Origin of the sequence: Paenibacillus sp. FSL M8-0228, from assembly GCF_038007385.1 — a bacterium.
In the GTDB taxonomy this organism is placed as follows: domain Bacteria; phylum Bacillota; class Bacilli; order Paenibacillales; family Paenibacillaceae; genus Paenibacillus; species Paenibacillus polymyxa_D.
On the sequence record NZ_JBBOXA010000001.1, the window covers coordinates 3,895,968 to 3,909,954 of the forward strand.

11 protein-coding genes and 1 pseudogene are annotated in these 13,987 nt (G+C 42.9%); 4 read left to right on the top strand and 8 right to left on the bottom strand.

Annotated elements, in window-relative coordinates:
• Positions 1-7: 7 nt before the first annotated feature.
• The 3 genes from MKY98_RS17375 to MKY98_RS17385 all read right to left on the bottom strand — a co-directional run bounded on the left by MKY98_RS17375 (position 8) and on the right by MKY98_RS17385 (position 3,432).
• Positions 8-1,003: an ABC transporter permease gene (locus tag MKY98_RS17375; protein ID WP_069010440.1), complete on the bottom strand. Its 996-nt coding sequence runs from the start codon at positions 1,001-1,003 to the stop codon at positions 8-10.
• Between the two features lie 207 nt (positions 1,004-1,210).
• Positions 1,211-2,401: a copper amine oxidase N-terminal domain-containing protein gene (locus MKY98_RS17380; RefSeq protein WP_069010439.1), complete on the bottom strand. Its 1,191-nt coding sequence runs from the start codon at positions 2,399-2,401 to the stop codon at positions 1,211-1,213.
• A gap of 143 nt (positions 2,402-2,544) precedes the next feature.
• Positions 2,545-3,432 carry a DMT family transporter gene (locus MKY98_RS17385; RefSeq protein ID WP_069010438.1) on the bottom strand — a complete coding sequence of 296 codons (888 nt, stop codon included), beginning with the start codon at positions 3,430-3,432 and terminating at the stop codon, positions 2,545-2,547.
• Between the two features lie 217 nt (positions 3,433-3,649).
• Between MKY98_RS17385 and MKY98_RS17390 the strand changes: the two genes are divergently transcribed.
• On the top strand, positions 3,650-4,399 hold the full coding sequence (locus MKY98_RS17390) for a YdcF family protein (protein WP_069010437.1): 750 nt from the start codon (positions 3,650-3,652) through the stop codon (positions 4,397-4,399).
• A gap of 105 nt (positions 4,400-4,504) precedes the next feature.
• Here MKY98_RS17390 and MKY98_RS17395 read toward each other — a convergent pair whose 3' ends face one another.
• Both MKY98_RS17395 and MKY98_RS17400 read right to left on the bottom strand, forming a co-directional pair.
• Positions 4,505-4,966: a DUF523 domain-containing protein gene (locus tag MKY98_RS17395; protein WP_069010436.1), complete on the bottom strand. Its 462-nt coding sequence runs from the start codon at positions 4,964-4,966 to the stop codon at positions 4,505-4,507.
• A gap of 112 nt (positions 4,967-5,078) precedes the next feature.
• A pseudogene (locus tag MKY98_RS17400) lies at positions 5,079-5,249 on the bottom strand (sigma factor); the annotation flags it as partial.
• 224 nt (positions 5,250-5,473) lie between these two features.
• On the opposite strand from MKY98_RS17400, the gene MKY98_RS17405 reads away from it, so the two are divergent.
• Together MKY98_RS17405 and MKY98_RS17410 are read left to right on the top strand one after the other, a co-directional pair.
• On the top strand, positions 5,474-6,103 hold the full coding sequence (locus MKY98_RS17405; protein ID WP_029515397.1) for a TetR/AcrR family transcriptional regulator: 630 nt from the start codon (positions 5,474-5,476) through the stop codon (positions 6,101-6,103).
• A complete protein-coding gene (locus MKY98_RS17410; protein ID WP_029515398.1) occupies positions 6,100-7,074 on the top strand; it encodes an alpha/beta hydrolase in 975 nt (324 codons plus the stop codon). The genes MKY98_RS17405 and MKY98_RS17410 overlap by 4 nt, the downstream gene beginning before the upstream one ends.
• 158 nt (positions 7,075-7,232) lie before the next feature.
• Here MKY98_RS17410 and sigK read toward each other — a convergent pair whose 3' ends face one another.
• Positions 7,233-7,934, bottom strand: coding sequence for an RNA polymerase sporulation sigma factor SigK (gene sigK, locus MKY98_RS17415; RefSeq protein ID WP_069010435.1), 702 nt, complete (start codon positions 7,932-7,934; stop codon positions 7,233-7,235).
• 280 nt (positions 7,935-8,214) lie between these two features.
• Positions 8,215-8,586: a hypothetical protein gene (locus MKY98_RS17420; protein ID WP_029515399.1), complete on the bottom strand. Its 372-nt coding sequence runs from the start codon at positions 8,584-8,586 to the stop codon at positions 8,215-8,217.
• Between the two features lie 217 nt (positions 8,587-8,803).
• Here MKY98_RS17420 and MKY98_RS17425 point away from each other — a divergent pair, with 217 nt between their 5' ends.
• The gene (locus MKY98_RS17425; protein ID WP_069010434.1) at positions 8,804-9,313 is read left to right on the top strand and encodes a discoidin domain-containing protein; all 510 of its coding nucleotides are present in this window, start codon (positions 8,804-8,806) and stop codon (positions 9,311-9,313) included.
• Positions 9,314-9,362: 49 nt separating this feature from the next.
• On the opposite strand, the gene MKY98_RS17430 is transcribed toward MKY98_RS17425, so the two are convergent.
• The gene (locus tag MKY98_RS17430) at positions 9,363-13,949 is read right to left on the bottom strand and encodes a fibronectin type III domain-containing protein (protein ID WP_069010433.1); all 4,587 of its coding nucleotides are present in this window, start codon (positions 13,947-13,949) and stop codon (positions 9,363-9,365) included.
• Between the last annotated feature and the right edge of the window lie 38 nt (positions 13,950-13,987).

Below are 13,987 nucleotides of genomic sequence, written 5' to 3' on the forward strand. Positions count from 1 at the left end.
CTCCTTTCTAGAATAAGGCATACTCGTCGTTCAACTTACGGATGATATAGTTCACGGTCATGATCAGTACAAAGCCGAACAATGATTGGTATACGCCTGCCGCCGAAGCCATACCCACATCAAAAGTCACTTTCAGCGATCGGTACACATAAGTGTCCAAAATATCCGTCGTACTGTACAGCACCCCATTGTTGCCGATTAACTGATAGAAAAGATCAAATTGTCCTTTCATAATACTACCAAGCGCAAACAACAGCAGCACAACGAATGTCGATTTAAGCATAGGAACGGTAATGTACCAGATTCGTTGAAAAATGTTGGCTCCATCCATTTTCGCTGCCTCATAATATTCGTCACTGATACCTGTAATCGCTGCTAGATAGATCACCATACTGTAGCCAAGATTTTTCCATAAATAGAACAGGATAATCAGGAAAATCCATACCCATGGTTTGTTGTATACATCCACGCGTTCACCACCAAGTTGCAGCAGCAGCGTATTCAGAAAACCATTATCATAATTAAATATGTTATACACGATGACACTTAGAATAACGAAAGAAACAAAATAAGGCAGGAACATCACAGATTGAGCGATCTTTTTAAAGTAGCGGCCTCGCAACTCATTCAACAAAATAGCGAGAACAATCGCTAAAACGTTACCAAGTAAAATAAACGCTGCGTTGTATCCGACCGTATTCAATGTCAGTTTTGTCAGCGTGCCGGATTGCCATAAAAAGCGAAAATTTTGGAGTCCGACAAACTTGGCATCAAACAGGCTGGTATTAAAGTCGAACTGGGTAAATGCATAATAAATACCCACCATAGGAATGTAGGAATTAATGAAGAAAAAAATTAAAGTGGGCAACAACATCAGAAATAATACTCGATTGCGGAACAGTTCATAGAAAAAACCGTGTTTTCTACCCGTTCCCAGCCTCTTACCGTTCAGGCGGGAATCCGCTGTAAGCATTGCAGAATTTTTGGGCATAGGCTGATTCAATGTGAGTCACTCCCCCTCTGTATACGTTGCCGACAGCAAGGTTTGTAGCACTGCCGCCGTATAACTATATTTTATGTAAACGCATTCAAAATAAAAAGTGAAGCCTCTCATGCTTCATGAACAAAGGAGTGTCCTGAGGAGTGAACAATTCGGATATTTGTGAAGTTTTATGTAATAAGAGGCGTCTGATCGACGCCTTAAACCCATTCACAAAGCATAATTGAACGTTTGAGGCCGTCCTTCACTATCATGTAGCTCGAAGCGCAGTTCACCGTCATTTTTGTTCTGACCCATAAACTTAATACCATCTTCCCTGAATCCGTTCAGTTGCTCAGGAGCTAATTGAAGCAACTCATACACCAACAATGACTGGTGGGTTTTAAGATTAATTAATATTAAAAAGCCCTCATCATTCGATCTGGCAAGAATAAACCCCTCGCCCATGCCTTCCACCGCAAAGCTGTCCTTCAAACGACCGGAAAGCTTCCCCATATTCCATATTTCTTTTACAGAACCATTAGCGTCAATCAGACGAACGGTCTGTCCATCGTTCATGACTGCTTTACCATTATAAAGCTTGATATTGTTGGCATTAAAATTCCAATAATGAGCCTTTGCCTGACGAAGTACCTTTCCTTTCTGGACGAACAGCGTATAAAAATCGTCATTAATCATGGGCTCGCCATACGCTTGCCATACCGTAACCAAATCTGCATCCTCCGTAACCTTGGTTGAAATGATTTTCGTCATGCCAAAATAATCTTCTTTCAATTTAATATTTGTTGGACTGAGCGCACGGATACGGCCGCCATCCTCTTTACGGTACAATACTCCGCTGCTTGCATCCAGCAAATAGCCCTTGCTTTCCTCCGATTCCCCAACCAACTGAGGATAGCTTATGCTAGCCATTCGTTCGTTTTTCTTCCATTCGAGCTTGCCTCCGACCACATCACTGATAAATGCCAGAGGAACATAAAGCGTTCCACGAATGCTACTGGCTGAAACGTCGTAAGTAACCTTCCTGTTATGTACAAAACCTATATTGGAGTTAGCCTTTATTCGACCGGAACCCAGACTGGCTATACCATTGGTAAGTGTAAGCGTCTGTGTTTTGGGGTCATAATCCGTGGCTATTCCTGGCAGAGCAGCATCTGTAATAGGAATCATGACCTGTCCCTTGTTAATGAATGACTCTCCTTTGGGAAACGACATCATATTTCCGTTAAAATAAACACGGACACTTGCAGTTCTCTGACCTTGCTTTATAGATGCAGAAGTTCCCGCTGCCTGAGCAAACTCTCCATCGTTCAGTCCGATTGCCACACTTGCCAATAAAACAAATGCAACTATTATCCGCTTGGCAGACTTATACCGTTTGACATTTTGAAGCTGGATCATGCTTGAACCCCTCCTTATAGATCAAATTCGTTTCAGCCGAACCCGTTTCATTCTTCCTAAAAATTCGCCGGACAGGTGTTAAAATCCTCTAAAAAAGGACCCTGCTACCTGCGCAGAGTCCTTGCTTGTACCATATCCTATTTTCAAGCTTGCCGTACTACTCTCACTCTGCGATTCACCAAATAAATGCTAAGCCCGATTAAGATCAACCCGATCAGCAGGAAAGCCGTAATCGCTTCGCCCAGCACCAACGAGCTGACAAACACCGAGATCACAGGCACCAAAAACGTATAAGATGCAATCTTGCTCGCATCCCCTGAATTAACAAGTGTGAAATACAGCAACCAGGAAAGAGAAATTCCCAGCACCGTGCCGAATATCAGCCCTGACACATACGGGACATTCCATACGATATCTGACCAGCTTTCCGTTACCGTTCCAGCTCCCGTCAGCACGACGCCTCCCAGTGTACATTGAAATGCAACCAGCCACAGCGAATCCACACGCTGGTTTACTTTTTTCACATATACCGTTCCCAATGCCCAGCTCACGGCTGTAATAATGGCGAGGATTACACCTGCCATAGCCACATGTCCTGAAAATCCGCCGACACTGACAGCCGCAACGCCCAAAAATCCGATGACCAATCCAAGCACTTTAAGTCTGGACATCGCTTCCCCTAGCCACATCCATGCAAAAATGCCGACCAGTACAGGCTGGAGATATACCAGCACAGAAAACAAGCCAGAGGGGACGTACATCAGTCCCACCGTTTGCAGACCATAAAACAATACCACGTTAAAAATACCTGAAATAGCATACACCCGCCAATTTTCTTTCCAACGAATGCGATTCCATCTCGGTACTAAAATCACTCCCAATAGCAGACCGCCCAGCAGTGTACGTAGTCCTGCAAACAACAGTGGAGGTGTGAATTCCAATGCAACTTTATAAATGGGCCAAGAAATGCCCCACAATACAACCAGTAGCGCGATCATCATCATCCGCTTGGCTGTCGTTAACTCTCCCATGACGCTATCGCTCCTCTATGAAAAAAATCACTAGACTTTATATACTACGCCTACAGAACAACTTTATCAAACAAAAAATATGTATTGGAAAGCTCCAACTTTCATGCCCGCTTGTTCATCGAGGTATGTCTTCGGACAGAGGAATCCAGTCAGTTGCCTATGTTACAATATACCAAAAAGACAGATAAAGCTTATAAGGATAGGAGGTTGTCTGCACTTGATTTATATCATCAAATTTTTGTACAGCTTTGTGCTCCCTCCCGGTTTGTTCATCCTCGTGATGGCAGGGCTCGTGATTTGGCTATGGAAAAGGGCACGTATACCTGCGGTCGTACTGCTTCTTGTCACATTGCTGCTGTATGTTTCCTCGACCAATTTGGCTGGAGATTTGTTAATCAGTAGCCTGGAAAAACAGTACCCACAGCCCCGTACCATTCAAGGTGATGTCATTGTCGTACTTGGGGGCGGAGCCACAGAAGGAACCCCTGACATCAATGGACAAGGCAATCTGCTAGGATCTGCGGCCAATCGACTGCTCACTGCGGCCAGATTGCATGAAGCAACAGGCATACCCATTCTTTTCTCCGGCGGGCAAGTGTTTGGAGACAGTGGTAATGAGGCGAATATTGCACAAAGACAGTTACTGGGACTCGGTATTCCGGCAAAGGACATTCTGATCGAAAACCGTTCTTTGAACACACAGCAAAATGCCGTATATACATCGCAAATTTTAAAAAAACATCAACTCACTAGACCTGTTCTGGTGACCTCCGCTTTCCATATGCCACGTGCTGCAATGGAATTTCAGCGTGCAGACATGCAGGTCGTAGCTTATCCTACCGACTATCTGGCAAGTGAAAAGCTGTCACTGTATGCTGGCAAACTCTCGCCGTCTGCTGGGGCCATGTCTACAACCGGAACAGCCCTCAAGGAATACCTAGGAATTCTTGCATTAAAGCTTAAATAATGTGATGTCTATATCATATAGCGGCATACAGCACAAACAAGCGTCTTACGCTCCGCAGGTATAAGCCTGTAAGCTAGCAAGGCGCTTGATTTACCATTACATATTCTAATCCAAGAAAATATCCGAAATTTGTTCTTCCGATATGACCTTAAAGCCTTCCTTTTTTAACAAAGCCGAGGTTACCCCATTACCAGCTATTTTACGATTTTCGAATGACCCATTATATATTGCTGCTGATCCGCAGGACGGGCTGTTTTCTTTTAAAACAACATGCGTTGCGTTAACCTCTCTGGCTATATTCAAGGCTTCGTACGCACCCCTAATGTACATATCGCTGACATCGTTGCCTGAAAACTCGACCACCTTGGCTGTGCCGTTCAGCACATCCTCGCCTGTCCCTCCAACAATCTCAGCAGGCTCTCTCGGAGTCACAAAGCCCCCCAAAAGCTCAGGACAGATTGTCACAGCTTTCTTTTCCTCTACCAACTTCTGTATATATAAATCCAGGCTATCCGTCCCGTTATATCGTACCTTCATGCCCGCCAAACACGAACTTACCAGAATCATTAGTTCCACCTCATATCCATTACATTCACTATTAAGTAGTTAAAGTATAAACAAATTTTCTCGTAGAGTCATCGTGCGAAAATTTTGACTCGCCTCTACGTCTGCGTTCCGTAAGAGTGATACGTCTTTGCATGTTTTTCAGAGATCGCAAATGCATCAGGATTTCATTTTCTATACAACGGGCTGCAAATGTTGCCAGCTTGGTGCCTTTCCCAGTCTGAAAGCTTTCAATGTCCTTCATCAGGCCGATGGTACCGAAGGGTATGAGATCCTCTAAATATTCATTGTTTTATTCATTTAAGGAAGGTGGAGCGTGTACTCATCCAAAATAACCTGATAAAACAAGCCGGAGGCGCATGTTGGGCAGCCTTCGGCTTATTTTTATATGTTGAGGTTCATCCTGCTCGTAAGTAAGATAAATTTCACTCTTGCTATATGTCATAATTTAAGATATATTATTAATTAAATAATCGATCATTTAATTAATTTAAAGAGAGGGGAATACATTTGGCAAGACCCATCAATGAAGAAAAAAGACTGGAGCGGCGTAAACGTATCCTAGAAGAAGCTGTTGTCCTGTTCGCAGAAAGTGGATATTCTAACACCACAACGGCGATCATAGCGCAGAGTGTGGGAGTGACTCCTGGAACCATTTTTCAATATTTCCCCAGCAAAGAAGCTTTATACTACGCCGCTGTCCTTGAGCCGCTGGCTGATATTCAGGCGAAATCGCTTGCTTGTCTACAACAAGAGGGGACGCCGGGCGTATTGATTAAGAGCATGGTGACAGAACAATTCAACCATATCTACTCCTATATAAATGAATTGCGGCTTGTTCAATCTGTCTTAGGACAACGAGTAAAATTCCCCGAACTTACACAGAAGGTCCTTGAAAGTATAAAGGTAATGACAGATGCGATCGAATGCGTCTATGCCAAGGGACAGTTAATGGGAGAATTCAACAAAAGCTTTTCTCCAGCAATGATCTCTCGTGCCTATATCTCTTTCTTAAATGGAGTGGGCTTAACTCTTGGAGAAAGTATTATTCATCATCCCGAGTGGGAAAATCTGAAGGGGCATGCCTTTTATTTGTTCGCACCCATACAACCTAAAGAAAAACTGGAGGAGTCTGAATGAGTCAAGCATCATTACAACCCGATCTGACATTTAACGTTCGTGTGAAAAAACGAAAGAAAATTTTATGGAGCCTAGGGATCGTGCTTTTGCTTGTGACGGCTCTTGTATTTTTTATATCTTATAAAGTAGTAGACACCTTGTTGCACCATCCTAGAGACACTAATGTCAGCTACGGATTGAATATCGATAAAACTCCCTATGAAGAGGTCGAGTTCAAGAGTGAAAAAAATGATAATACGATTAGAGGTTCCTTCTTTCCTGCAAGTGGTCTTTCTGGTAAATCAAGTAGTAAAACGATTATTGTCGTCCATGGATATACGAGCAATCGTTTAGTCAAAGGGCGGACCCAAAAGTTAGTAGAGCACTTCGTTCCGAAAGGCTACAATGTATTGGCATTTGACCTCAGTTCACAAGGTAAGTCCGATGGTGATTTGATTACGCTGGGCCTCAATGAAAAATATGATTTGCTAGGAGCTGTAAGCTATTTAAAATCGAGAGACCATACGGGTGATAACATTGGAGTTATCGGTTTTTCAATGGGTGCTGCTACTTCTTTGCTAGCCGCAAGTGAAAGTGATGACATCAAAGCCGTAATTGCGGATAGTCCTTTTCGTAATGCTGGTCTATTTCTGAGAGAGGGTTTGCCCTTCTTTTCAGGTTTACCTGCGTTTCCATTCAGTTATACATCGACATGGATGGCAAATTGGGCCTTTAAGGTTGATCTTGATTCCATATCTCCTATGGATGCGGTAAAAAAGATGCAAGACAAGCCAGTTATGCTCATTCATGGTACTGGAGATCAGCAAATTAGTTATAAAAATACAGAAATTATTTACGAGTCCTTAAAAGATAACCCAAAAGCAGAAGTATGGTACCCGCAAAATACGGAGCACATCGATGCCATCAACCATTACCCCACTGAATATTTCAAAAGAGTAGATCACTTTTTGGATGAATATGTAGGGAAATAAATTCAATCCAAGAGAGCCAACTAGCTGAACGAGTAACCACACTTATAGGAAAATTCCCTAGCGCTTTTCAGCGTAAAGAAGCAAGTAATTGAATTATGAAAAAGACCTAAAAAGGCCCTGTAAAGGGCCTCAAGTGGGTTCATATATCTCCTTATCCATTACCCCTTCTGCTTGTAAAATTCATGGTACAGCTTCATTAATGCACGCTTTTCAATGCGGGACACATACGAACGCGAAATCCCCAGCTCTCTGGCGATTTCCCGCTGTGTACGTTCTTCACCTCCGGCTTCCAGGCCGAATCGACCAATAACTACTTCTTTTTCACGCTCATCTAAAATATCCAGGTTGCGATAGATTTTACTCTTCTCGATTTTGAGCTGTACTTTATCTACAATATCGTCCGCCTCGGTGCCGAGGATATCAATCAAAGTAATCTCGTTGCCTTCCTTATCAGTCCCTATAGGATCGTGAAGTGATACGTCTTTGCGTGTTTTTTTCAGGGATCGTAAATGCATCAGGATTTCATTTTCTATACAACGGGCTGCAAATGTTGCCAGCTTGGTGCCTTTCCCGGTCTGAAAGCTTTCGATGGCCTTGATCAGTCCGATGGTGCCGATGGATATAAGGTCCTCCAAATCTTCACCGGTGTTATCGAATTTTTTCACAATATGGGCCACCAGCCGTAGGTTATGTTCAATGAGTGTGTTACGAGAGTGTGCGTTGCCTTCGGCAAAAAGCTTTAGGTGTCGAGCTTCCTCTTTCTCAGTCAATGGCTGCGGAAAAGCGTTGTTTTTCACGTAGGAAACGAGTAGCGTCAATTCCTTGATGAACAGAGTGATAGCGCTAAATAGTCCGGGCACGGATGACACCTCCTGAGGTAGTTGCGAACTTACCGGCCTTTGTTACTTACCGGGCTTGCGGTCTGTTTATTGTATGTAGGCAGGTGCCCATCCGTGCCTGTACTCCGAAAACTGCTCTGTAACAATTTGCCGGAAATCTTTCTAGAGCAACTTCCAATACTTGATCCGAAACGTAGAAATCTCTTCGACACAAATCAACGCACTCCATATAGGCAGAGAGAAACCCGGGATAGCTTTACATTATTCATCACTTGATTTCCCATTTTATTCCAGTAGAGTATTAACTTCTTTCTAAATATGACAATGGGAGTGGAGAATAGACCATTGTATCTCCATCTTCATCACGTTTTAAAACAATAGCAAACTCAGCACCATTACTTTCATCACCTCTTGGCAACGGGAATATCATAGCCGGACAACGCAACTCATAATTATGAGGAAATTCTTTTCGAAAGTTCTCTAAAGCATAATTCAAAATCGCATCTATTTTGTCGGTAAGCACATTAAATCCGCCTATTACAAAATCATTGTATTCTTGGGAAGCGGTGTACTTCTCAAATAATTTTCTTTTATATTCCTCAACAGTACTAAAACAAACTTCCCAATCCAAAGGGAATATGCCATTTCCCAAATAATAAGTGTATATTTTCATATTCGATCCATTTCCTTTCTCGCACCTCATTTAGTTATTTATATTCTAAACATGCAACTCCCCGCCCGCAAATGAGTTTGCTATTATGATGTCAGACCGCTTAAACACTAGTATGCATTCCATGATCAAGGAATATATTCATAGAGAGTTTCATATAAATGATATATATCAACCTTTTCAACACATTCAAAAATTAAACTTAAGGAGGAATTTCAACATGGCAAAATTCAGTCAAAATCCAGACAACTATACTTTTTCCATGGATCCTGTTGTTATAGCAGAGGAAAATGTATCAACCAACGGAGATTCCAAAAATACTTTTCCGAAAAATGTTTTAATTGATAATAATCTCTATTGGGAAAGCAGCTTAAACGGTAAAGGTGGAGAAATCATCTTTAAATTAGATACAGGTAAGACGATCAATGATATTCTTTTAGCTCAGCCATCTTCTCGAGCTTTTATACTTTCATTTTCTTTTCACGGCTCTAGAGACGGAGAAAATTGGTTTAGGTTAGGTGAAGTCGAAACTTTGCCAACCACTGCAAAAACAACCTATCAATTTAGTAATGAGATTCCTTTTTCATATTATAAAATAACTGTACTTTCATCGGGAATGAGTAGTACAACCTCCTATTATGGTTTACGATATGTTCAGCTAAGAACCGCACTCATTAATGGCGTTCCTGCCTACAGAGCATCCAATCTAAACCCCGCTATTGCGGAATAAGTTAGTATACACAAAAAAGGGGCTGGCCAACGCCGCCCCTTGATTCATTCTATTTCATTTGAAGCATGTTATAAATCATCTCTGCTGCTTCTGCACGTGTGACCTCCTGCTTGGCACGGAAGCTACCATCTGGATATCCTTGTACTAAATTAATTTCGGTTAGACCAAGTACATCCTTTCTGGCCCACTCTACAATTTGAGAGGAATCCGAGTATGCACTGCTTTCTTGCTGTGGTATAGCTTTGATAATGTTATTCACCATTTTAGCCGCCTGCTCACGGTTAATGACACGATCTGGGCCAAACTCTCTATTACTAAACCCGCGAGCGACCTGATCTTTAATCGCCGTTTTGAGCAGATCCACATACCACGCCGATGGATTGATATCCTCGAAGCCTAAAGTCACATCCGTTTCGAGCGGTAATTTCAAGGAACGGACCAGCATAGAAGTGAACTCCATACGCGTTACAGGTCTGTTCGGCTCAAATAGCGTGTGGGTTGTTCCCTTTACTACACCCAAATTGGCAAGCACATTTATTTTTTCTTTATTAAATATCCGATCAATGTCACTAAAATGATTTGGCTTCTTCTCAACGGTTGAATCTTGAATGTGCTCTGTTACTATCGGTTCCTTTATAACAGGCTGAATCGGTTTTACACTCTCCGCTCCTCCTGCTCCGCCAACTACGTCCACAGTATTACCCGTTGTTTTTCCATTCGCTTGTTTTGCCTCTGTGCGTTTTCCTTGACTATTTTCTGCCCAAAGTTGAACGGTATACAACTGCTTCTCTTTAAGTTGTCTCCAGATATAGCTTCGATCCTTACCACGATATAGCTCTGTTCCTCCTTCACTGGCGAGGACGAAAATATCATTCTCATGGTCTGATTCCCAATAGATAATAAACTCACTATTCGTTGTATCCGTCTTCGAAAACGCAAACGCTGGGGACGGTAGCGTCTCGACCTGACCTTCTGTTGGCTTACCCTCACCACTTGTGTTCAATGGCTTGACGGTAATACGATACAATGTAGAACTATCCAGTCCATCTACTTTAAATTCATGGGTGGCCGTATGACCGATAAGCATCTCGTTTTGGTAGACATTGTAGGCATCTGCACCCGGAGCTTCTTTCCACGTAACAACCAAATCGGTATCTGTTACTTTTTTCACAGTCAATCTACTGTCTGATATCTGACCTGGCAAAGCGCGATACGTAAACGGAGCTAAATTACCTGCCCCCGTTGTATTCACGGCCTGTATACCAAACGAGTAAATCATACCAGGCTGGATACCTGAAAGCTTAATATGGGCATCTCTGGTGTTAAAAACTTCCCCCGTATCTTTACGGGTTACAGTATATTGATAAGCGCTCTTGATTTCATCCCAGCTCAGTGAAATCTGGCCAGCCTCATGTTCTGTAACATTCACATTTTGTACTTCAGGAGGAAGTGTCAGCAGCTCACCCAACGCTGGCTGGCTAAAACCACTACTGTTCCCACTGCTCACTTGAAAATCATAGTTACTCCCACCTGTTAAACCAGCTATAACCACACGTGGTTCCGTACTATAATAATCTTGACCGTTGATCGTCACCTTATATTGAGTTGCCCCATCAACCGAGGCCCATATCAATATGGCATCGTGCTCGCGAACATCTACAGTTGCAAGTTGTACAGCCGAAATTGGTAGTGTTAATGCGTTGATAGAAGTATCTTTACCCGTACCACTTCGATTGTAGGCTCGTATTTTAATATTGGCAGACCTGCCCGCTGGCAAGCCCTCAAAAGTATAAGAATGAATACCACGCGCAACCCGGACCTTCGGTTCATCGTTAACATTCAAGATGTATCCTTCAGCCCCCTGCACATCCTGCCACTCAACACTGACAGCATACACATCCTTCGTCACACCCGATAATGTAGTTACTCGATCAGGTAAAGTGATGACTCCCAGATGAGCATAGTCTCCGAATCCTGTTGCATTTTCAGCGGAAACGTTATAATCATACTCTGTTCCCACCTGAAGATCAGTATCGGTGAATTCTGTATACACATCGTTATAAACCGATACTTCATTACGTTCTAGGGCATAGTAGGTGGCAGTGATTACAGAATTCCACTTCAAGTCGATTCCATTTTCTCTTACAGTTACATTCCGGAATCCGTTCGGGCTGTCTGGTAGGCTTAGAAAAGATACATGCTTTGCTGTACCCTCTCCAGTGTCATTAATAGCTGATACAGAAATATCGTAATATTTACCAGGCTTCATTCCCGTAATTGGATTATACACATCCTGTGTAACCGTATCCTTAAATATGATTTCTCCCGTACTTACGTCTGCTGCTGTAATATTATATCTGTTAGCTGATGAAACTGGCGTAAAGTCAGCCATGATTTCTGTAGAATGACGAGAGACAGGTCGTAACTGGATATGATCAGGAGCATCAGGTAACGTTAATACATGGACTCGATTGGAATACGCATTGCCTCCTACATGATTACTAGAACGCACTTCATATTCGTATTGTCGTCCTCCTTGTAGCCCTCTATCTGTAAAAGAATTTGTCGGATGCGTAACATCCCAAACCTCATTAGTTGTTATATTTCGGACTGTATAGACGTAACCATCGTCAAGGCCCGACGGGAGTGTCCACTGCAAATCAGCTTCTGTATTTCGTACGGATGTCGCAGAGAGCACAACCGACTGGGGCTGGTTTTGAATGCGAAGTGCACCGCTAACCGTTTCATAAATGTTACCCACCCTATCTTTGACCTTGGCATGAACATACCATTCACCTTCATTTGAAAGATCCATCTGGATTGTTGTGTCAGCTGCAGCATCCCAGTTTTCGGGTGAATCAGGGCTGTTCGTGATTTTATACTGCATTGTGGATGACTCAATCCCCGAATGCTGATCGGCATATCGTATCCTTACAGGAATATGAGTATCTTTCCATTCACGCGAATCCGGCGTCAGTTGGATCGTCGGTGGTTCCAAATCAATATAAGACACCGCGGACACCGGATCGCTTCGATTTCCAGCTGCATCTACAGCTTGTGCAGTCAATTGTATGACCCCCGAACCCTTTAATATTCCCGATGAACCAGACACATAAGCGCCAGAACCTAATTGATATTCATAATGTACTGCTGTAGTATCCGTCGCACCCGATAGAGCAAACTGAACTGGCTTATTGGTATATCGAGTAGGTATCGTCACCTCGGAAAACGTAACTTTTGGAGCCGTTGGCTTGGTTCGATCAATCATAACCGATTGAGTTACGATTGAACTAGACACATCAAGATTATTGATCGTCCGTGCTGATAATTCGTAAATTCCTTCTGCGTTTAATGTAAAAGTACCCTTGTAGGTCAACCACTCGCCAGATGGATTCAAGCGATACCGTGTCATCTTAATTCCATTTGTAGGGTCACTTCCTGAACCAATGGTAATATTCACATCACGGTTCGTTGGGCCTGTTTCACTAGCCCGGATGACAGGAGCAGTCGGTCCCTTTTTATCAATAGTGACTTCCTTGCTTACTTCTCGGCTCACATTACCGACGCTGTCAATGGAGCGTGCATGTACCGTGCTTTTACCATCTTTATTCACATGAAACGCTTCACTATAATCCTGCCAATCCTGATTCACAACGCCTGTCATACGAAATTGAGTATGGGCTAGTCCAGAATAATCGTCTACACCTGGTTGTAATGAAATCGTATAGTCATTACTATTCCCTGTTGCTTCTATGCTAGGGGGAGTTGGTGGCATCTTGTCTATTCGGACATTCCCGGAAGAAAGGCCACTATACTGGTCATTCACATCCACTGTCCGGGCATAGATTGTATTTACACCATGGTCATAGACAGTGAAAGGCCCGGTGTATTGCTGAAATGCTCCTCCGTTCAGACTATATTCATAGTATTTTAATCCTTCAGGAGCCACATCTCCATCGATCCACACGGTTACAGGGTCTTTGGTCCACCCTGTAACAGCTTGTCCCTCTGCGTCTGCGTGAATCTGGGGTGGTTTAGGCATGAGGTCCGATTTGGGAATAACACGGACCCCAAACTTGGATATTTCATTACTTGTCTGTTGGTTAGTTCCCATCGCTCTGAAATAGCGAACATCCCTTAATGTAATTGAGTCGGTGATATCTATCCATTTTCCCTGGTAATAGCTATCAGCATAGAATTTCCTTACATTAATCCATGTATATAGATTCGTTCCGTTAGGCCTCCAACTGTCGCCTGCGGCGGCATTAGACGTATATATATCGGTATGATAAGACCCTTCAATATAAACAAAAATCTTGTAATCCGAAGCCTTAATAGATCTTCCAATATCAATAAAACGATTTGTCGGCTGTGTAGTCCCATCACATTTATACCTCGCCGAACCCGTGCCAGTGTATACTTCTGTTGCTCCTATCCCATTTCCTGACCAAGAACCCCAACTATCGCCTCCACCCGGCAAATTGTTTTGGCAAAAAGGGCCCCCAATGATCTCCTGAGCAGCAGCGGATACCCTTTCCGGAAATATGGGAATCATCGTTAATAGTAGGACTACAGCCAAAAATCCATACACCCACTTCCTATACTTCCTTACCTTTCGCTTATTTTTTCGATACATACACTTCTCCTTACTTTATTTTATTTTCAAAGAGTTTT

Coding starts and splice junctions, on each gene's coding strand:
- MKY98_RS17420 (WP_029515399.1), bottom strand. CDS start 8,586: ATGAAAATATACACTTATTATTTGGGAAATGGCATATTCCCTTTGGAT.
- MKY98_RS17425 (WP_069010434.1), top strand. CDS start 8,804: ATGGCAAAATTCAGTCAAAATCCAGACAACTATACTTTTTCCATGGAT.
- MKY98_RS17380 (WP_069010439.1), bottom strand. CDS start 2,401: ATGATCCAGCTTCAAAATGTCAAACGGTATAAGTCTGCCAAGCGGATA.
- MKY98_RS17410 (WP_029515398.1), top strand. CDS start 6,100: ATGAGTCAAGCATCATTACAACCCGATCTGACATTTAACGTTCGTGTG.
- MKY98_RS17430 (WP_069010433.1), bottom strand. CDS start 13,949: ATGTATCGAAAAAATAAGCGAAAGGTAAGGAAGTATAGGAAGTGGGTG.
- MKY98_RS17385 (WP_069010438.1), bottom strand. CDS start 3,432: ATGGGAGAGTTAACGACAGCCAAGCGGATGATGATGATCGCGCTACTG.
- MKY98_RS17395 (WP_069010436.1), bottom strand. CDS start 4,966: ATGATTCTGGTAAGTTCGTGTTTGGCGGGCATGAAGGTACGATATAAC.